The organism is Algibacter sp. L3A6, from assembly GCF_009796825.1.
In the GTDB taxonomy this organism is placed as follows: Bacteria; Bacteroidota; Bacteroidia; order Flavobacteriales; family Flavobacteriaceae; genus Algibacter.
In genome coordinates, this window is the sequence record NZ_CP047030.1 from 1526979 (window position 1) to 1547137 (window position 20159).

Consider the following 20159-nt stretch of genomic DNA (forward strand, 5'->3'; position numbering starts at 1 on the left):
ATACAAGCTTACTTATAACATTTGAGTAAAATAAAATTAATAATCCTCTTGTTTTTTGTTTGGTTTCAACATACCAACGGGCAAGAGGATTTTCCTATTCTAACCGAAATAGTAACTGATAATGCGGCTCTTTTTAGCGAAAGCGAAACCTTAGAACTTCGAGAAAAACTAAAAGCTTACGAAACTGAAACTACGCACCAAATAGTAGTTTTAACTATTAATTCCTTAGGTAATAATACAGTTGAAAACTATGCCTTACAGGTTTTTGAAAAGAATAAACTCGGACAAGAAGAAGCCGATAATGGACTCTTAATTTTAATAGCAAAAAACGATAGAAAGTTTAGAATTGAAGTAGGTTATGGTCTAGAACCCATAATTACCGATGCTTTCGCGTCTAGAATTATTCGAGAAACCATGACACCTGAGTTTAAAAAAGGCGATTTTTATAAGGGTGTAGATTTAGCAACTTCAGAAATTATTAAACTTATTGACGATCCCAAATATCGAGATGAGTTTAACAATTTAGTAGAAAAAGAAGGTAAAATGCCTTTATGGGGAAAAATAATTATAGGGTTTATTCTACTTATTTTTTTGAGTCTTTTTATTGGGGTTGGATCTACTGTATTTTATAAAGGTTTTAAGCAATTAATAAACGTTTTTCGCGGTTTAATTACTGGTAAAGTAAGTGTTGTATTATTTCCGTTTTTATTAGTGTCTTCATTATTAACAATTGGTTTTAGTTTACCGTTTATTATTATGCCGCTCCTTTTTGGTATTTTTATTATTGGTATCGCATCAGAAAATAATATAGATATTGATCCTTTTGAATATTTAGAAAGCTTACCATTAACAGCAATACCAATTACTATGGTTTCGTTAGTTGTAATATTTATTATTCTACCCTTAATTATTGCTATTTATACGAGATCTAATAAAGACTATGAGTCTGTTAAATTCTCATTTTTAAAAAGTGATAAAAGTTTTATGAGTAAGAATTTCTCTTCTAGTGGTTCTAGCTCTAGTTATAGCCGGTCAGGTTCAGGTTATAGTAGTTCATCTTCAAGCAGTAGTTTTTCTGGAGGTGGAGGAAGTTCTGGTGGTGGTGGTGCTAGCGGAAGTTGGTAATAGCAATTAATTGTTAATAAACAGGTTATAATCTAAAATTAACTACCTTTAAAAACTAACTAAACTTTAAATATTATGGATTTTTTTAACCCTATTGCGCTTTTATTAGCGGCTATTTCTGCTTTGGTTGTTGGTTTTGTTTGGTATAACCCAAAAGTATTTGGAACTATTTGGATGAAAGAAACTGGTTTAACCGAAGAAAGTATGAAAGGTGCAAACATGGCTAAAATTTTTGTTTTGGCTTTTATTTTTGCCTTTTTATTAGCGATGACTATGATGCAAATGAGTATCCATCAAACCGGAGCTTTGAGTTTGGTTGGTGGTGATCCTTCAAAAGCTTTACCATCTTACGCTGCTTTTATGGTCGATTATGGTAATCATTTTAGAACTTATAAACACGGGGCTTTACACGGTGTTTTAGCGGGTGTATTTGTCGCTTTACCTATTTTAGGTACCAATGCGTTGTTTGAACGTAAAAGTGCTAAATACATCTTTATAAATGCCGGATATTGGATTGTAACTTTAGGTGTTATGGGTGCTATTATTTGTGGTTGGAAATAGTATTTTTGTAAACTATTAACTTATTTAGAGACTGAGAATTAAAATTTTCGGTCTTTTATTTTTCTATTGATACACTATAAAATTTATAACGCATGTAACGAACTTCCAGAAAACTGGGACGTTCTTGTAAAACACGATATTTTCTTGCAAACAGCCTATTTGCAGGCTTTAGAAAATGCAGCGCCAAATAATTTGGAGTTGTTTTATATTGGTGTGTTTAAAAACGATGTTTTGGTTGGTGCGGCTGTTACACAACGTGTACAATTGTATCTGCATGATATGTTTAGAAAAACCGATACGTCGTGTTTTAAAAACTATGTGCGCGATTTAATTTCTAAAATTTTAAAAGGAAATATTCTTGTTATCGGGAATTTAACGCACACAGGGCAACATGGTTTGTTTTTTAAAAGAAACGAGATCTCTCAGGAAGCTTTTTTTAAAATGACACAAACAGCCTTATATGATATAAAGTCTATAATAAAAACCAAACAGAATAAAACCATTAGAATGTTTGTGTTGAAGGATTATTTTGAAAATGATCCAATTCATAAAGAGAAAGACAGTTTAGATACTGCTAAACTACATCAGGTGGTTATGCAGCCTAATATGATGTTTTCTATAAAAAAAGATTGGCTTACTATTGAAGATTATACAGCAGCGTTACAGAAAAAATATAGAGACCGGTACAAGCGGGCTAGAAAGAAATTAAAAGGCATAAAGGCGATAGAATTATCTACAGAGGATGTTAAGAATAATAATGAAACCTTACATCAATTATATTTAAATGTTTCTAATAATGCCAAGTTTAATACCTTCATTTTACCCGAAAATCATTTTTATAGTTTGAAACTTCAACTAAAAGAGAATTTTAAAGTCTTTGGTTATTATTTAGAAGATAAATTGGTCGGTTTTTACACTTTAATTCAGAATAAAAAAACGTTAGAAACTTATTTTCTTGGGTATGATAGTGAACATCAATACTCCAATCAATTGTATTTAAACATGCTTTACGATATGCTTAAATTTGGTATAGAAAACCAATTTAAAACCATTGTTTATGCACGTACTGCAATGGAAATTAAAAGTTCGGTAGGGGCAGAGGCTAAACCAATGTTGGTATATTTAAAGCATACTAATGCCATAATGAATGCCTTATTAAAGCAAATATTTAAATTGATGAATCCGTCGCAAGATTGGGAAGAACGCCATCCTTTTAAAACCTCTTAATAGAACAAAAAAAATCCTTAAAGTTTATACCTTAAGGATTTCATTTGAACTAAAAAATAGAGTAATATTATTTTTTAATTTCTTTTGGCTTATTGTTTTTCATGGCTTCACCAATTTGGTTACTCGCTGCAAAACTAGCTACCATATCGTTTAGCATATTACTTCCTGCTTGTGGCGAATTTGGTAGTAAAATTAGGTTACTATTGGTTTCGCTACCAATGGCTTGTAAAGTATCGTAATGCTGTGTTACCACTATTAATGCCGATGCTTCTTGGCTATTAATACCAACTTTGTTTAAAACTTCAACCGATTCCTCTAAACCACGAGCAATTTCACGACGTTGATCTGCAATACCTTGTCCTTGTAAACGTTTACTTTCAGCTTCAGCTTTAGCACGTTCTACAATTAAAATACGTGCAGCATCACCTTCATATTGAGCAGCTGTTTTTTCTCTATCGGCAGCATTAATACGGTTCATGGCTTCTTTTACTTGCGCATCTGGATCAATATCTGTTACTAAAGTTTTTATAATATCGTAACCATAGTTTTGCATGGCATCGTTTAATTCTGATTTTACAGCAATCGCGATATCATCTTTTCTTAAAAATACATCATCCAAAATCATTTTTGGAACTTCAGCACGTACCACATCAAATACATAACTTGTAATTTGATCGTGCGGATAATCTAGTTTGTAAAAAGCATCTTCCACTTTTTCTTTAATTACTTTATACTGCACAGAAACTTTTAGACGCACAAATACATCATCTTTAGTTTTAGTTTCTACAATAACATCTAATTGCTGAATTTTTAAACTTAAACGGCCTGCAATTCGGTCTACTAATGGAACTTTCCAATTTAAACCAGATTGGCGTATACCTTGGAAGCGTCCAAAGCGTTCTACAATAGCAGCGGTTTGTTGTTTTACCGTAAAGAATGAAGAAATTAAAATAAATAGCCCAAATACAATAAGGGGAATGAAAACGAAATCCATAGAATTTTTATTAAATGATTAGAAAAATTAAGATACTAAAATTAAACTATATTTGGAGATTTATATCCGGAACTAGTATGAAATTTATTCGACCTTTACTGTTAGTAGCCATTACCCTATGTTTTGTTACAAAATCTTTTTCTCAAAAAGGAAATATACGTATTACAAACAGTATAAGTATCGGTGGTGGTATTACACAATTTAATATTGATACCGATAATTTTGAAACCAAAAGTGCTCAAGGTTTTTTAGCCGGAACAGCTGCAATTGTAGATTTACCGCATAAATTTTATAATATGAGTTTTGGTTTACAGCTCTCTGAAAACCATATTGAAATACTAGGTAGGCCAAGTTTAATTAGCTCGGAAGAGGCTTATATTGATTATAAAATATTTGCTGCTCAGTTTTCTTTATTAATGCATATAAAGGTAATACCTAAGCATTTTACTATCGATATTGGGCCAATGTTGCAATATAATAGTAGGTTGGAGTTTGATGATAAAGGGCAAGATGATTATTACATTGCGAATTACACCAATTTATCGGCTAAGGATATTACAAATATCTCTCAATTTAATTTCAACGGAGCTGTAGGCGCATCAGTTGGAATAAACAACTTCAAACTTAAAGCTCAATATATTTACGGATTTACAAACATTCTAAATAAAATTGAAAATCAAAGCTTAGACTTTTCTGGTGGAGATTCTCGTTTTAAAGGCAACCAAAATATGTTAGTTTTGGGTGCGATAGTTATGTTTTAAATTAAAAAAAATAGACATGAAAAGAAGAACATTTATTGAAACCTCTATCAAAGGATCTCTAGCATTATCATCGGTTGGTTTATTATCTTGTATGAACGAGAATAAACCGCCGGAAGCATTTATAGATCGTGTTTTACCTGCACCAATTGGTGGTGGTTTTCGTGATGATAATTATTGGATTTGGGGATCGTCTGTTATAAAAGGAGAAGATGGTAAATACCATATGTTTGCTTCAAGATGGTCTAAAGATGTTGGTTTTGGTAATTGGGTTACAAATTCTGAAGTGGTTCGTGCTGTGGCCGATACGCCAGTTGGGCCTTACGAGTTTCAAGAAGTGGTGCTCCCTGTTCGTGGACCAGAATTTTTCGATGGTATGTGTACGCACAACCCAAGAATTGTAAAGTATAAAGACAAGTATTTATTATATCATTTTGGTACGACTTATGATTTTGATCAACCCACAAAAGACAATCCAAAACCAGATGGTTATGATTGGAATAAAGCTTGGTTAAACAAACGTGTTGGTTTGGCAATTAGTGATTCTATTTTTGGTCCTTGGGAACGTGTTGATAAACCTGTTATCGAACCTAGACCAGGACATTGGGATGCTACAATTACATCAAATCCGTCGCCAGCAGTAGATCCAAAAACTGGTAAAATTTTATTAATGTATAAATCTTCTGTAACTCCAAAGCCACCATTGTTGTTAGGTGTTGCTATGGCAGATAGCCCAAAAGGGGAGTACAAACGCTTAAGTGAAGAACCTGTTTTTAGGTTTGAAACTCCTGGTAATAGTCATGTAGATGTTGAAGATCCATACATTTGGTGGGCAGGTGATAGGTACGAAGGTGTTATGAAAGATCGCTCAGGTGAAATTTGCGGAGAAGAAGGTGGAGGCATCCATATTTGGTCTAAAGATGGTGTAGAATGGAACTTATTCGAAAATGTAAAAGCATACAGTCGTGATGTATTATGGGATGATGGATCTACATCGCATCAAAATCATTTTGAACGTCCTTTTGTTTTAGTTGAAGATGGAAAACCTACGCATTTATTTGCTGCGGTTGGTAATGGACCTGAAGCTTGGAAGTTTGAAAATACTTGGAATATGGTGATTCCTTTAAAGCATTAATAATGTATTTATAAATAAAAAAAAGGTCTGTAAATAGTTTTTAAAACTATTTACAGACCTTTTTTTTATTTTAAGGAAACCTAAATTTATATTGTAGCAATTAGCTTTTCAATACGCTTAACCGTTTCATCTTTTCCAATCATGTAAATAATATCGAAAACATCAGGACCTTGTAAAGCACCAACAAGAGCTAAACGTAATGGCATCATTACTTTTCCAAAACTTATTTCGTTGCTTGTTATCCAGCCTTTTATTTCCGTAGTAAGCGTTTCTACCGAAAAATCGGTATTCGCGTTTAAAATAGCTATAAGTTGCTTCATAATGTCTTCTGTACCTTCTTTTAAAGCTTTTTTAGATGCTTTTTCATCGTAAGTTGCTGGTGTAACAAAAAAGAAGTGGCTTAAATCCCAGAAATCGCTCACAAAAGTTGCACGCTCTTTAATTAAATTTATGGCCATTGCAATGTAGCTTGTGTCGATATCTGCCAATTCTGGTCTTGAATTTTTGAATATATCTGCTAACTCTTCGTTGTTTTGTTCTTGCATATAATGGTGGTTAAACCATTTAATTTTGTCTGGATCAAAACGTGCACCAGATTTGTTTACTTTCTTCAAATCGAAAGCAGCAATCAATTCTTCTAGTGCAAAAATCTCTTGTTCCGTTCCTGGATTCCAACCTAAAAAAGCAAGGAAATTTACCATAGCATCGGCAAAATATCCATCTTCTTTATAACCTCTAGAAACTTCTTTAGTTTTTGGATCTTCCCATAATAATGGAAAAACAGGGAAACCTAATTTATCACCATCACGCTTGCTTAATTTTCCTTTACCTGTTGGTTTTAAAATAAGTGGAAGGTGTGCAAATTCTGGTGCATCCCATCCAAAAGCTTGGTACAATTGGTAGTGTAATGCCAAAGATGGTAACCACTCTTCACCACGAATTACATGCGAGATTTCCATTAAATGGTCGTCTACAATATTCGCTAAATGGTAGGTAGGCATACCGTCACTTTTAAATAAAACCTTATCATCTAAAACGTTGGTATCAATTTTTATATCGCCACGGATAATATCTTTTAGATGAAGTGTTTCATCTTGCGGACTTTTAAAACGGATTACATAATCCTCTCCAGCATCTAATTTAGCCTGAGTTTCTTCCGTGCTAAGCGATAAAGAATTGCTTAATTTTAAGCGATTATGCCAGTTATAAATAAAGGTTTCCTTATTGGCTTCGCATTGTTTTCTTTCGGCATCTAATGTTTCGGCAGTATCAAAAGCGTAGTAAGCATTTCCTGAAGTAATTAATTCTTCAGCGTAAGCTTTATAAAGAGGTTTACGTTCGCTTTGGTGGTATGGTCCAAATTTCTCGTTAGTTCCTGGACCTTCATCAAAAGGCATTCCGCACCAATTTAATGCATCAATAATATACTGTTCTGCACCTTCTACATAACGGTTTTGGTCGGTATCTTCTATTCTTAAAATAAAAGTTCCGTTGTGTTTTTTTGCAAATAAATAATTGAATAAAGCAGTACGAACACCGCCAATATGTAGTGGTCCTGTTGGGCTTGGTGCAAAACGCACGCGAACATTTTTGGTCATTTTGTAATTTATAATAAAGCTTAAATTTTTATATTTAAGTGTTAATAGAAACGGTTTTAATCTTTAAAAACTAAGTTTTGTTTCAAGATTTACGACAAAGATACAATTAACAACTAATTATAAACCTTGTAAAAAATAAAATTGTAGTTTAGTGGGTTAATACGTTAGTACCGAATAGTTTTTAGAAACACATGGATAATTTTAAAAATATACAGCACAAATTAGAGGCATTTATTAAGCGATTTTATACTAATGAATTGCTTAAAGGCGCCATTTTGTTTTTTGCTATAGGTTTGCTGTATTTTCTATTTACAGTTTTTATTGAGTATGTGTTATGGTTAAATACCACGGCGCGTAGTGTATTATTTTGGTTATTTATTGCTGTAGAACTGGCCTTACTTGCTAAGTTTATTGTGATGCCGTTGGCTAAATTATTTAAACTTCAAAAAGGGATTAACTATAAGGAAGCATCAAAATTAATTGGTGAACATTTTCCCGAGGTTAGCGATAAGTTATTGAATGTATTACAGCTTAATGAAAGTGATTCTAAATCGGAATTATTACTAGCTAGTATAAATCAGAAATCTTTAGAGTTAAATCCAATCCCGTTTAAACTAGCTATAAATTTTAAAAAGAATCTTGGGTATTTAAAGTACGCGGCTATTCCAGTTTTAATTTTATTACTTACTTTTTTTACAGGAAATTTTAATTGGTTTAGCGATAGTTATACACGTGTTGTAAATTATAAAACAGCTTACGAGCCACCTGCGCCGTTTCAGTTTTTTGTGGTGAACGAAAATTTAAATGCCATAGAAAATAAAGATTTTAAACTCATTGTAAAAACGGCTGGCGATGTTATGCCAGAAAGTGCTCAAGTTATTTATAATAACGAAACGTATTTTTTACAACAAAAAGGAATAGGGGAGTTTGAGTATATTTTTCCGCAACCAAAAACAGAAATTAATTTTCAGTTATCTGCAAATAAGGTAACATCAAAACCGTATACTATAAATGTTGTTGAGGTGCCTTCTCTTTTAGATTTTGAAATGGTTCTAGATTTTCCGAGCCATACCAGGAAAAAAACTGAAACTTTAAAAAGTACTGGTAATGCCATGGTGCCTGAGGGAACGGAAATTATTTGGAAGTTAAAAACAAAATCAACTACTTCTGTTAATTTATTTTCTAAAGACACTATAAGTTTCCAAAAATCCGCTCCTGGCATATTTGGCGTAAAACGAAAAATTTTTAAAAATTTCTCATATACACTAAGCACGAGCAACGCCGATTTAACAAATTATGAGAACCTAGCCTTTAATATAAATGTTGTTAAAGATGAATTTCCAGAATTAAAACTAAAAGTTGAAACAGATTCTGTCGATTTGCAAAGTTTATATTTTTATGGACAAGTAAGCGACGATTATGGTTTTAGTAAATTACAGTTGGTTTATTATCCATCGGAAGATGAAAAAAATAAACAGATAGAAAATATTCCTATTTCAAATTCTAATATTTCGGAATTTATAAGTGCTTTTCCTAATAATTTAAAGATTGAAGAGGGGATTCCTTATAATTTATATTTTCAAGTATTTGATAATGATTTAGTTAATAAGTTTAAAAGTGTAAAAAGTAAGGTTTTTTCTTATAGAAAACGAACAAAAGCCGAAGAGGAGCAAAAACTATTGCAAGAGCAGAAAGAAAATATTCAGGATTTAAATAAATCTCTAGAAAATTTTGAAAAGCAAGATAAGGAATTGCGTGAGGTTACTAAAACTCAAAAGGAAAAGTCTAACTTAAATTTTAATGATAAGAAGAAATTAGAATCATTTTTTAAACGCCAGAAGGAACAGGACGAAATGATGAAAAATTTCAATAAGAAGTTAAAAGATAATTTAGATGAATTTCAAAAGGATAATCCAAAGGAAGACGAATTTAAAGAAGATTTAAAAAAGCGTTTGGAGGAGAATGAAGAGAAGTTAAAAGAAGATGAAAAGTTGCTTGAGCAATTAAAGCATCTTCAAGAAAAAATTAGAAAAGACGACTTAGTTCAAAAGTTGGATGAGCTTGCTAAGCAGAATAAAAATAAAAAGAAAAGTTTACAGCAGTTACTAGAATTAACGAAGCGATTTTATGTTGAAAAGAAACTAGAAAAACTAAAAGAAGATTTAATGAAGCTGGCTTTAGATCAAGAAAAGTTAGCTAATAAAACAGATGAAGAAAACACGAAAGAAAAGCAGGATGCATTAAATAAAGAATTCGAAAAGTTTAAAGAAGATATTAAAAACTTAGAAGAGGAGAGTAAAGGATTAAAAAAGCCTATTGATATTCCAAGAGATAAATTGGATGAGAAGGAAGTTGAGAATGAGCAACAAAAAGCATCGGAAGCTTTAGATAAAAAAGAACAGGAACAGGCTGGTCAAAAACCAAATAGCGAACCAAAGGAAGATAAAGATCAAAACTCAAAAGACGCTAAGGATAGTCAGAAGAAAGCAGCCAAAAAAATGAAGCAGATGAGTGAGCAAATGGGTGCCGCTATTAGTGGAATGCAAGGCGATCAAATGCAAGAAGATGTAGAAATGCTTCGTCAAGTTTTGGATAACTTGGTTTTGTTTTCTTTCGATCAAGAAGCCTTAATGAATAACTTTAAATCTATAGAGGTTAACAATAACAAGTTTGCTTCATACTTAAAAAAACAAAATAATTTAAAGGAGAATTTTGAGCACGTTGATGATAGTCTGTTTGCTCTATCGTTGCGTCAACCTAAAATATCTGAGACTGTAAATAAGGAAATTACTGAGGTGTATTATAATATAGATCGCGCTTTAGATTTACTAGCTGAAAACAGATTGTATCAAGGAGTATCTAATCAGCAATTTGCTATAACCGCTGCTAATAATTTAGCAAATATTTTAAGTGATGTTTTAGATAATATGCAAGAGAGCATGAGTATGTCTATGGGCAAAGGTCAAGGTGGCGATATGCAATTACCCGATATTATTATGAGCCAAGAGCAGTTGAATAAGATGATGCAGGAAGGTGTGAAAAAAGGCGAAAATGGAAAACCAAAAAGTGGTGAGGGTAAAAAAGAAGGTGAAGGTGAAAAGGATGGAGAAGGGAAGAAGGAAGGTGAGGATGGTAAAGATGGCTCTGGTGGTGATCAAGAAGGAAAAGGTGAAAACGGGAATGAACCGGGAGAAGGTCAAGACGGATTTAGTGAAGATCTAAATGGTGAGCTTTTTAAAATTTACCAGCAGCAACAAGAATTACGTCAAGCTTTAGAAGAGCAACTAAATAAGGAAGGTAAGTTTGGTAAAGGTGGTAATGGAGATAAGTTAGTTAAGCAAATGGAAGATATAGAATTGGAGTTGTTAAATAAAGGTTTTAATAATAGAACGCTTCAAAAAATGATGCAGTTAAAGCATCAGTTACTTAAATTGGAAAAGGCAAGTTTTCAGCAAGGTGAAGATAATAAGCGGGAATCTGAATCGAATACTAATGAGTTTAACAACAGTTCTAATAACCAAATACCTACAGCAAAACAATATTTTAATACTACTGAAATATTGAATAGACAAAGCTTACCTTTGCAGCAAATTTACAAACAGAAGGTTCAAGAATATTTTAAGCAAAGCAATGATTAATTTTAATTACGAAATAGATTTTAATTTAAAGGAAGAAGAGATAGTTTCTAAATGGATAATAGATGCAATTTCTAATGAAGGTTTTAAATTAGAAGAAATAAACTATGTGTTTTGTGACGATGAATATCTGCATAAATTGAATGTGGAATTTTTGGATCACGATACTTTAACAGATGTTATTAGCTTTGATTATTCGGTTGGAAAAATTGTTCAAGGCGATATATTTATTTCTGTAGAACGGGTAATTGATAATGCAAAGGATTTTCAAGTGGAGTTTGATAGCGAGTTAAAACGCGTTATGGTTCACGGTGTTTTGCATTACTGTGGGTATAAAGATAAAACGGAATCGGACGCTAGTTTGATGCGAGAAAAAGAAGAGTATTATTTAAACCGAATTAAGTAGAAACTTCGGTTTAGGTTTATTGATTTTAATATAAAAATATTTATGTTCCACGTGGAACATTGCAAGTTAAAAAAAAGGAAAAGCATGTTTAATGATGTTTATGATGTTATAGTTGTTGGCGCTGGGCACGCAGGAAGCGAAGCCGCTGCTGCTGCTGCTAATATGGGCAGTAAAACACTGTTAGTTACCATGAATTTACAAAACATCGCTCAGATGTCTTGTAATCCAGCGATGGGTGGTATTGCTAAAGGACAAATAGTTCGAGAGATAGATGCGCTTGGTGGGTATAGCGGAATTGTTTCCGATACATCGGCTATTCAATTTAAAATGTTGAATAAATCTAAAGGGCCTGCAATGTGGAGTCCGAGAGTTCAAAGTGATAGAATGCGTTTTGCTGAAGACTGGAGAATGCTTTTAGAAGGAACGCCTAATCTTGATTTTTATCAAGATATGGTTTCTAGTTTAATTGTAGAAAATCATAAAGTGGTTGGTGTAAAAACCTCTTTAGGAATTAGTATAAAAGCTAAATCTGTTGTGCTTACAAATGGTACTTTTTTAAATGGCTTAATTCATATCGGAGATAAAAATTTTGGTGGTGGTAGAGCAGGAGAAAGAGCGGCAACTGGAATTACAGAACAGCTTGTAGAATTAGGTTTTGAATCTGGTAGAATGAAAACTGGAACACCTCCAAGAGTTGATGGTCGTAGTTTAGATTATTCTAAAATGCTTGAACAACCTGGAGATGTAAATCCAGAAAAATTCTCTTATTTGGATATTACAAAACCTTTGGAAAAACAGCGTTCTTGTTACATGACTTACACGAGTCTTGAAGTGCATGATTTGCTTCGCGAAGGCTTTGATAGGTCTCCGATGTTTAATGGTAGAATTAAAAGTTTAGGACCGCGTTATTGCCCTTCTATTGAAGATAAAATTAATCGCTTTGCTGATAAGGATCGTCATCAATTATTTATAGAGCCGGAGGGTTGGAATACCTGTGAGGTTTATGTTAATGGCTTTTCTACATCTCTACCAGAAGATGTTCAGTTTAAAGCTCTGCGTGGTGTGGTTGGTTTTGAGAACGTGAAGTTTTTTAGACCAGGATATGCTATTGAATACGATTATTTCCCGCCTACACAATTAAAGCATACACTAGAAACTAAGTTGGTAGAAGGCTTGTATTTCGCAGGTCAAATAAATGGAACTACAGGTTATGAAGAAGCTGCTTCTCAAGGTTTAATGGCTGGTATAAATGCAAGTTTAAAAACCCAAGAGAAAGATCCTTTTACTCTAAAAAGAGATGAGGCTTATATAGGTGTTTTGGTTGATGATTTAATTACTAAAGGAACAGAGGAGCCTTATCGAATGTTTACATCTCGTGCCGAATATAGAACACTTTTACGTCAGGATAATGCAGATATTAGGTTAACGCCAAAAGGATTTGAGTTGGGTTTAGCTTCTGAAAAACGTTTAAAACGTATGGAGGAAAAGCATGATGCTGCGGCTAAATTTGTAAGCTTTTTTGAAACTCAAAGCGTGAAACCGGAGGAGATTAATCCGATATTAGAGTCTAAAAATTCTGCGCTTGTTAATCAATCTGGAAAGCTTTTTAAAGTGTTCGCTAGGCCTAATGTGGATATGGAAGATGTGCGTAAAGTTGAAAGTGTTGAGGCGTATATTCAAGACAATAATTTGGATAGGGAAGTGATAGAGCAGACCGAAATTCAGGTAAAATACTCTGGGTATATTGCAAAGGAGAAAGTGAATGCAGATAAGTTATCACGTTTAGAGTATGTAAAAATACCTGCTAATTTTGATTACTCGCAGATTAAATCTATGAGTTTAGAAGCTCGTGAAAAACTTAAAAAAGTACAACCCGCAACAGTATCTCAGGCATCAAGAATTAGTGGTGTTTCACCAAATGATATTTCTGTTTTACTGGTTTATATGGGAAGGTAATCCATAATAATGGTTTAAAAGAGAAGTTATTTGAGTGAAATTAAATAGCTTTTTTTAATGTTCCACGTGGAACGTTTTGAGATTTAAATCTGATATTTTTTGTGTTTTTTTAGGTTTTAGAATATAAAATCTAAAAAGAGTATCGATTTTTGAATTGAATTTTCTGAAAAAAAAAGTTATTTACATGAATCTTGATCTTGTTTATGAAGAATTTGAATCTGATTTTTTTTAATTTTTGTAGAAAGAAATAGATATCATTTCTAAATTTAAAATAAGATTAGCTTCAGTGAATTTATCTAAAAAGTGTTTTGGTTTATAAAATAATATTGAAGTTTTGTGTTGAATTAGTTGTTGGGATTTAATTTTAAAACTCTAAAAAAAGATTAAAACAGAAATAAAACATTTAATTTAAAGTGAAAAATAATTAAAATATAGATGTCGTTTTGAGGTTGAAACCTAAATTAAAGATGGTTGTTTTTTAAATTTGTAAGACTGAAAATAATTTTAACTTTAATCTATAATAATAAATAAGAAAAGGGGCTTCAATTATTTATAGAAGTAATCGTTTTTAAAGTGTCAATTAAATAAATTACGTGGTTCGTGGTAAAAAATCAATCAACAAATAAGTACTTAAAAGTAAAAGATTATTCTGTTTCTGGAGAAGAATTTGAGTTAATAGAAAACCAAGAATATGGTTTTTTAGAAACTACACCGCAACCAACTTTAGATAAATTACCTGGGTATTATCAAAGTGAAGATTATATTTCACACACCGATTCTAAGAGAAATGCCTTCGAAAAGGTGTATCATTTGGTGAGAAGTATTTCACTAAAAAAGAAACTTAAGCTTATTAATTCTTTTTCTTCGGAAGCAAAACAGCTTTTAGATGTAGGTTGTGGTACAGGTGATTTTTTACAAACCGCACAACAAAATGGTTGGTTGGTTTCTGGTATTGAACCAAACGAAGAGGCTAGGGGTATAGCGAATAGCAAAACAAATAAGTCTGTTTTTGATACAGAACAACTTCAAAAACTTGAATCGAAACAATTTGATGTTATTACGCTTTGGCATGTTTTGGAACATTTACCGAATTTAGAAGATCATATAAAATCCTTTAAAACACTTTTAAAAGACAACGGAACTTTACTTATTGCTGTTCCTAACTACAAAAGTTTTGATGCAAAACACTATAAAGAATTTTGGGCAGCATTTGATGTGCCTCGACATCTTTGGCATTTTAATCAAGATTCTATTTCAAAGTTAGTTTCTAAACAGAGTATGGGTGTTGTAAAAACAAAACCCATGCTGTTTGATGCATTTTATGTGAGTATGCTTTCTGAAAAATATAAAACGGGCAAGATGAATCCGGTTAAAGGATTTTGGTACGGTTTACGTTCTAACTTGAAATCTTTAAGCTCAAAAGAGGCTTCTTCGCTAATTTATATCATTAAAAACAGATAAAAATTATTTTTAGCTATCTATTTTAGATTATTTAATGCTATAACGTCTAAATATAAGCCGGTTTTTTAAAAATCGCTTAGAGCGCTTTATATGAAGCTGTTTTTAATAGTAATTATTTATTTATTCTTTAAATTGCTATAAGTTTTCGTTATATGTTAAAATCCGAATAATTACGTGTCGTTTTAAAGCTTACTTTATTACATTTGTCCGGATTAAAAAAATTAACCAAAAACTAATCAAAAAAAAATAAAAATGAAGAACATACTTTATGTAGCCATCGCGATGCTTGTTTTAGCATCTTGTGAAAAACCAAATAAAATTGGATTTGTAGATAACGGAGTCGTTATTAATGATTATCAAGAAAAAATTGATTTAGAAGCAAAATATAAAGCAAAAGATGAAGCTTTTAGAAAAAGAGCAGATAGCATTGGATTAGCTTTTCAAACAGAAGCACAAAAAACACAAACAGAAGCACAAAAAATTGCTAGAAGTAACAGGCAAAAAGCAGAGGAGTTAATGGCTGGCTTACAACAAAAGCAACAACAGTTACAACAGCAAATGCAAGTTGAACAACAACAATTAACACAAGCTTTTCAAGCAGATATAGATTCTGTAATTGTAAAAGTTAAAGATTTTGTTGGCGCTTACGGAAAAACAAACGGTTATAACTACATTTTAGGAACTAGTGAAGCTGCTGCTACAGTAATGTACGGCGAAGAGAAAAGCGACCTTACTAAGACTATTGTTGAAGCTATCAATGCTGATTATAAGAAAGCAGAATAAGCTTTAAATTATAAAACTAAAAAAGGCCTATTAAATTATTTAATAGGCCTTTTTTTATGCAGTAAACTTATTAGTTTTAGAGGGTCGTTAATCTGCTTTTTTATGCAGTAAACGCGTTAATTTTATAGATAAATCGGTAAGTATAATTTTAGAATTTCCGTTACGCTCTATATGGTAAATGGCATCTTGAAGCTCATTACTAATATCCATAATATTATTGCCGTGTACGTAAGGGGCGAAGTTTTCTAGCTTAAATTTATCCGATTTAGGTTCAAAAAACACCAAATCATCAGCTTTATAATTAAGTAATAAAGCTTGTCTGAAAAAATCTAAACAGAAGTTTAAAAATTGCTTTTGAGTTTCACGACCGGTTTTAGCAATATCCTCGCTCCAAGAAATTAAATCTATAATGGCAGCTTTGTTTCCTTTGGCTTTAAAAGCGCTTCGAATCCACATAATAAACCAAGTTTCAAACTGGTTATCTTCGGTATCTTGATATACTAAATCGCATGCTTTATTGTAATTTCCATTGCTTTGGTGTGCTATTTTAGTAGCTACATTTCTATCAATATTAAATTGCTTCACTAACGCATCTACAATTACATCTTCGGCTAGTGGCGGAAAGTGTAAAATTTGACAACGCGAACGTATGGTGTTTATAATTTGCTCTTCTTCTTCAGCAATTAATATAAAAACGGTTTTATTTGGTGGTTCTTCTATTAGCTTTAAAAGCTTATTGGCACAGGCGCCGTTCATTTTTTCGGCCATCCAAATAAGCATCACTTTATAGCCGCCTTCGTAAGACTTCAGTGTAAGCGATTTTACAATATTTAGCGCTTCGTCCACACCAATTTGGCCTTGTTTATTATCTACGCCAAGTAGTTTGTACCAATCAAATAAGTTTCCGTAAGGTTGTTCTTTTAAAAGTTTTCTCCATTCTTCTAAGTAAAAACTAGACACCGGTTTGCTTTTTACTTTATCGCTGGTGGTTACCGGAAAAGCAAAGTGTAAATCGGGATGAGAAATACTATTAAATTTTAAATTGCAAGCTTCGTTTCCAGAGGTGTTTTCTCCTCCAGAATTTGAGCATAGCAAGTATTGCGCATAAGCGATGGCCATGGGTAATGTACCCGACCCTTCGTTACCTACAAATAATTGCGCGTGAGCAATTCGTCCATTATCAACACTCGTGGTTAAATGGTTTTTTATGTGATCTTGACCTAAAACATCTTTAAAAAGCATGAAACAAACCTACATAAAATTTAGATATTTTTTTGTAATTAATCTATGAATATCTGCTAAAACGGGTTGTATCTAGAGTGTGCATTTCTAGTTTTTAAAAATTATCGCTTCGCTACATCGTTTTCGTGAAAAAACACGTTTTAAATGGCTGTTTATTTAGTTACATTTGTGAATCAAATAGTTAAAAATTAAAACATATAAATAAAATGAAAACGCTTAACGATTTTAATTTCGAGAATAAAAAAGCATTAATTCGTGTAGATTTTAATGTGCCTTTAAATGATAAGTTTGAAGTTACTGATGCTACGAGAATTGTATCTGCAAAACCAACAATTATTAAAATTTTAGAAGATGGTGGAAGCTGTATTTTAATGTCTCATTTAGGTCGTCCAAAAGGTTTTCAAGATGAGTTTTCTTTAAAGCATATCGCTAATAAAGTGGAAGATGTTTTAGGTGTTGAAGTTAAAACTGTTGCCGATTGTATTGGTGCAGATGTTGAAGCTGCTGCTGCAAGCTTAGAGCCAGGACAAGTTTTGTTATTAGAAAACTTACGTTTTTATAAAGAGGAAACTGCGGGAGATAAAGATTTTGCTGAAAAACTATCTAGATTAGGTGATATTTATGTGAATGATGCTTTTGGTACAGCACACCGTGCGCATGCATCTACAACTATTATTGCTCAATTTTTTGAAGGTAAAAAATGTTTTGGTAGCTTATTAGCACAAGAAATAGAAAGTATTAATAAAGTAATGGAAACAGGAGAGAAGCCTGTTTTAGCTATTCTGGGTGGTGCAAAAGTATCGTCTAAAATTACTATTATCGAAAATATTTTGGATAAAGTAGATCACCTTATTATTGGTGGTGGTATGGCATTTACTTTTGTAAAAGCACAAGGTGGTAAAATTGGTAATTCTATTTGTGAGGACGATAAAATGCCTTTAGCTTTAGAGATATTAAAGTTAGCAAAAGAGAAAAATGTTCAAATTCATATTCCTGTAGATACTGTTGCTGCAGATGATTTTAGTAACGATGCTAATACACAAATTGTTGATATTAACGAAATTCCTGATGGTTGGGAAGGTGTAGATGCTGGACCAAAATCTAGAAAACAATTTCATGATGTTGTAATGCAATGTAAAACCATACTTTGGAACGGACCATTAGGTGTTTTTGAAATGGAAAGTTTCGCTGGTGGAACAATAGAATTAGGAAACTCTGTTGCTGAAGCTACTAAAAAAGGAGCGTTTTCTTTAGTTGGTGGTGGAGATTCTGTTGCTGCTGTTAAGCAATTTGGTTTTGAGCATAAAGTAAGTTACGTAAGTACTGGTGGTGGTGCTATGTTAGAAAGCTTAGAAGGAAAAACACTTCCTGGTATTGCAGCTATTTTAGAATAGGTAGTATATATTTTGAAAATATAAAAATCATCTTGGTTTTCTTTTTTATCTAAAGAAACTAAGATGATTTTTTTTGTGCGTTTTAGTTTCGTGTGAGCTAAATTTTGGTATATATTTTGTGGTAAGGTTTTAGTGCTGTTTTCAGAATTAAAAAGATGGTTTTGTAGTGTTTACGGACGTTTTAACCTGCTTTGTTTTTCCTGAATTAGAAAGTAATTAATATTTAGTTTTCTAATTCTCATAAAAAAACACGACTTTAGCCATAACATCGTTGAATAACGAACTGAACAGATTTTATGAATTTTCGATTTTATATAGTTTTATTTATCTTTAATATTAGCTTTTGTTATGCTCAAGAAGCCGATTCTACATTGGTGCAAGGCGTAAAAGTTAAAGATTCCCTTGTTCAGCAAACAGGCATGATGCAAGATTCTTTAATTGATAAAACGACACAAGGTGTTAAAGAAATCTTGGTTTTAAAAGATAGTTCGTCCTTCAAAACATTAAAAGATGATGCTTATGCGGCTAAAATTGACCAAAAGTGGCTTGAAGAACTTTACAGTAATGCCCTTTATGATACTATTTACAAGTCTGTAAGCGAGTTAAAGTATGATCCTGTTGATTATCCTGAATTATCTACAGATACTTTAAAAGCGCGCTTAAAAAGGCTTGATGCGCGTACACCATTTAATGTGGAATATAATCCATCGTTAGAAAGTGTTATAAAGTCGTATTTAAAGCATAGAAGGCGTCATTTACAAACATTAATTACGGCGAGTGCGTTTTATTTTCCTATGTTTGAGCGTGAGTTAGACAATCAAAATATTCCTTTAGAAATTAAATATTTGGCCATTGTGGAATCTGCATTAAAACCACGTGCAAAGTCTAGAGTTGGTGCTACTGGTTTGTGGCAGTTTATGTTTGCTACAGGAAAGCAATATGGCTTAGATGTTAGTAGTTATGTAGACGAGCGTAGCGACCCCATAAAATCGACAATAGCGGCTTCTAAATATTTATCAGATTTGTACCGTATTTTTGGTGATTGGGATTTAGCTTTAGCGGCTTATAATTCTGGTCCAGGAAACGTTTCTAAAGCTATTAGGCGCTCTGGAGGTTACAGGAATTATTGGAATATTCGACATAATTTACCACGTGAAACAGCAGGATATTTACCTGCTTTTTTAGCAAATATGTATATTTTTGAATATGCAAAAGAGCATGGCTTTACAAAGTATAAACCCGAAATTGCTTATTTTGAAACCGATACTATTCGTGTAAAACGCATGATTACTTTAGATCAAGTTTCGGAAGTTACAAGTGTGCCTATAGAAAAATTACAGTTTCTAAACCCTTCATATAAATTAGATGTTGTTCCTTTTGTAGAAGAAAAAAACTATAGTTTAAGGTTGCCAAATGATGTGATAGGAACCTTTGTAAATAATGAAGATTCTATTTATGCTTACGCTAAAGCGGAATTTGAAAAAAGAGAAAAACCATTACCGCAGTTTTTTGAGGCGGATGATAAAATTACCTATCGTGTAAAATCTGGCGATTATTTAGGTAAAATTTCTAGATTGTACGCCGTTAGAGTTAGCGATTTAAAACGCTGGAACGGGCTAAGGAGTAATAGCTTAAAAATAGGGCAGCGATTAACTATTTTTCCTAAAAAACCTCATACTTCAACTTCTAGTGCTCCAAAGGCAGCGGTTAAAATAAAGCCTATTACAGGCGAGGTTATTTACTATACAGTAAGCGATGGAGATTCGTTATGGAGTATTTCTCAAAAATTTCCTGAAGTTTCTGTTCAAGATATTAAAGAATGGAACGGTATTAGTGGTAGTAAATTAAAAATAGGTATGAAACTTAAAATAGCTAAACTTTAAA

At 32.4% G+C, this 20159-nt stretch carries 15 protein-coding genes; 12 read left to right on the forward strand and 3 right to left on the reverse strand.

Features of this window, described 5'->3' with window-relative positions:
* Window positions 1-21: 21 nt before the first annotated feature.
* The 3 genes from GQR98_RS06400 to GQR98_RS06410 all read left to right on the forward strand — a co-directional run bounded on the left by GQR98_RS06400 (window position 22) and on the right by GQR98_RS06410 (window position 2913).
* Window positions 22-1125, forward strand: coding sequence for a TPM domain-containing protein (locus tag GQR98_RS06400; RefSeq protein ID WP_159018783.1), 1104 nt, complete (start codon window positions 22-24; stop codon window positions 1123-1125).
* 75 nt (window positions 1126-1200) lie between these two features.
* Window positions 1201-1686: a DUF1761 domain-containing protein gene (locus GQR98_RS06405; RefSeq protein WP_159018784.1), complete on the forward strand. Its 486-nt coding sequence runs from the start codon at window positions 1201-1203 to the stop codon at window positions 1684-1686.
* A 66-nt stretch (window positions 1687-1752) separates the two neighbouring features.
* The gene (locus GQR98_RS06410; RefSeq protein ID WP_159018785.1) at window positions 1753-2913 is read left to right on the forward strand and encodes a GNAT family N-acetyltransferase; all 1161 of its coding nucleotides are present in this window, start codon (window positions 1753-1755) and stop codon (window positions 2911-2913) included.
* 67 nt (window positions 2914-2980) lie between these two features.
* On the opposite strand, the gene GQR98_RS06415 is transcribed toward GQR98_RS06410, so the two are convergent.
* Window positions 2981-3907 (reverse strand): SPFH domain-containing protein, encoded by a 927-nt coding sequence (locus tag GQR98_RS06415; RefSeq protein WP_159018786.1) that lies wholly within the window; start codon window positions 3905-3907, stop codon window positions 2981-2983.
* 77 nt (window positions 3908-3984) lie between these two features.
* Here GQR98_RS06415 and GQR98_RS06420 point away from each other — a divergent pair, with 77 nt between their 5' ends.
* Together GQR98_RS06420 and GQR98_RS06425 are read left to right on the forward strand one after the other, a co-directional pair.
* Complete coding sequence (locus GQR98_RS06420) at window positions 3985-4668, forward strand: hypothetical protein (protein ID WP_159018787.1); 684 nt, start codon at window positions 3985-3987, stop codon at window positions 4666-4668.
* A 16-nt stretch (window positions 4669-4684) separates the two neighbouring features.
* Window positions 4685-5800 (forward strand): glycoside hydrolase family protein, encoded by a 1116-nt coding sequence (locus GQR98_RS06425; protein ID WP_199270273.1) that lies wholly within the window; start codon window positions 4685-4687, stop codon window positions 5798-5800.
* An 86-nt stretch (window positions 5801-5886) separates the two neighbouring features.
* On the opposite strand, the gene gltX is transcribed toward GQR98_RS06425, so the two are convergent.
* Window positions 5887-7398, reverse strand: a complete 1512-nt coding sequence (gene gltX, locus GQR98_RS06430) for a glutamate--tRNA ligase (protein ID WP_159018788.1) — start codon at window positions 7396-7398, stop codon at window positions 5887-5889.
* A gap of 191 nt (window positions 7399-7589) precedes the next feature.
* Here gltX and GQR98_RS06435 point away from each other — a divergent pair, with 191 nt between their 5' ends.
* The 5 genes from GQR98_RS06435 (at window position 7590) to GQR98_RS06455 (ending at window position 15639) form a co-directional block, all read left to right on the forward strand.
* On the forward strand, window positions 7590-11036 hold the full coding sequence (locus tag GQR98_RS06435; RefSeq protein WP_159018789.1) for a DUF4175 family protein: 3447 nt from the start codon (window positions 7590-7592) through the stop codon (window positions 11034-11036).
* The gene (ybeY, locus tag GQR98_RS06440; RefSeq protein ID WP_159018790.1) at window positions 11029-11439 is read left to right on the forward strand and encodes an rRNA maturation RNase YbeY; all 411 of its coding nucleotides are present in this window, start codon (window positions 11029-11031) and stop codon (window positions 11437-11439) included. The genes GQR98_RS06435 and ybeY overlap by 8 nt, the downstream gene beginning before the upstream one ends.
* Before the next feature lie 84 nt (window positions 11440-11523).
* A complete protein-coding gene (mnmG, locus tag GQR98_RS06445; protein ID WP_159018791.1) occupies window positions 11524-13395 on the forward strand; it encodes a tRNA uridine-5-carboxymethylaminomethyl(34) synthesis enzyme MnmG in 1872 nt (623 codons plus the stop codon).
* Window positions 13396-13995: 600 nt separating this feature from the next.
* Window positions 13996-14856 carry a class I SAM-dependent methyltransferase gene (locus tag GQR98_RS06450; protein WP_159018792.1) on the forward strand — a complete coding sequence of 287 codons (861 nt, stop codon included), beginning with the start codon at window positions 13996-13998 and terminating at the stop codon, window positions 14854-14856.
* Window positions 14857-15108: 252 nt separating this feature from the next.
* Entirely contained in the window at window positions 15109-15639 is a 531-nt protein-coding gene (locus GQR98_RS06455) for an OmpH family outer membrane protein (protein WP_042496322.1), read from the forward strand.
* A gap of 87 nt (window positions 15640-15726) precedes the next feature.
* On the opposite strand, the gene GQR98_RS06460 is transcribed toward GQR98_RS06455, so the two are convergent.
* Window positions 15727-16881 (reverse strand): ATP-binding protein, encoded by a 1155-nt coding sequence (locus GQR98_RS06460; protein ID WP_159018793.1) that lies wholly within the window; start codon window positions 16879-16881, stop codon window positions 15727-15729.
* Window positions 16882-17087: 206 nt separating this feature from the next.
* Here GQR98_RS06460 and GQR98_RS06465 point away from each other — a divergent pair, with 206 nt between their 5' ends.
* Both GQR98_RS06465 and GQR98_RS06470 read left to right on the forward strand, forming a co-directional pair.
* A complete protein-coding gene (locus GQR98_RS06465; RefSeq protein ID WP_159018794.1) occupies window positions 17088-18275 on the forward strand; it encodes a phosphoglycerate kinase in 1188 nt (395 codons plus the stop codon).
* A gap of 296 nt (window positions 18276-18571) precedes the next feature.
* On the forward strand, window positions 18572-20158 hold the full coding sequence (locus tag GQR98_RS06470; RefSeq protein ID WP_159018795.1) for a lytic transglycosylase domain-containing protein: 1587 nt from the start codon (window positions 18572-18574) through the stop codon (window positions 20156-20158).
* Window position 20159 lies beyond the last annotated feature (1 nt).

Bases quoted from the DNA above. Each gene is read 5' to 3' on its own strand.
- mnmG (WP_159018791.1), top strand. From the start codon at position 11,524: ATGTTTAATGATGTTTATGATGTTATAGTTGTTGGCGCTGGGCACGCA.
- GQR98_RS06465 (WP_159018794.1), top strand. From the start codon at position 17,088: ATGAAAACGCTTAACGATTTTAATTTCGAGAATAAAAAAGCATTAATT.
- gltX (WP_159018788.1), bottom strand. From the start codon at position 7,398: ATGACCAAAAATGTTCGCGTGCGTTTTGCACCAAGCCCAACAGGACCA.
- GQR98_RS06435 (WP_159018789.1), top strand. From the start codon at position 7,590: ATGGATAATTTTAAAAATATACAGCACAAATTAGAGGCATTTATTAAG.
- GQR98_RS06415 (WP_159018786.1), bottom strand. From the start codon at position 3,907: ATGGATTTCGTTTTCATTCCCCTTATTGTATTTGGGCTATTTATTTTA.
- GQR98_RS06460 (WP_159018793.1), bottom strand. From the start codon at position 16,881: ATGCTTTTTAAAGATGTTTTAGGTCAAGATCACATAAAAAACCATTTA.
- GQR98_RS06420 (WP_159018787.1), top strand. From the start codon at position 3,985: ATGAAATTTATTCGACCTTTACTGTTAGTAGCCATTACCCTATGTTTT.
- GQR98_RS06455 (WP_042496322.1), top strand. From the start codon at position 15,109: ATGAAGAACATACTTTATGTAGCCATCGCGATGCTTGTTTTAGCATCT.
- GQR98_RS06470 (WP_159018795.1), top strand. From the start codon at position 18,572: ATGAATTTTCGATTTTATATAGTTTTATTTATCTTTAATATTAGCTTT.
- GQR98_RS06405 (WP_159018784.1), top strand. From the start codon at position 1,201: ATGGATTTTTTTAACCCTATTGCGCTTTTATTAGCGGCTATTTCTGCT.
- GQR98_RS06425 (WP_199270273.1), top strand. From the start codon at position 4,685: ATGAAAAGAAGAACATTTATTGAAACCTCTATCAAAGGATCTCTAGCA.
- ybeY (WP_159018790.1), top strand. From the start codon at position 11,029: ATGATTAATTTTAATTACGAAATAGATTTTAATTTAAAGGAAGAAGAG.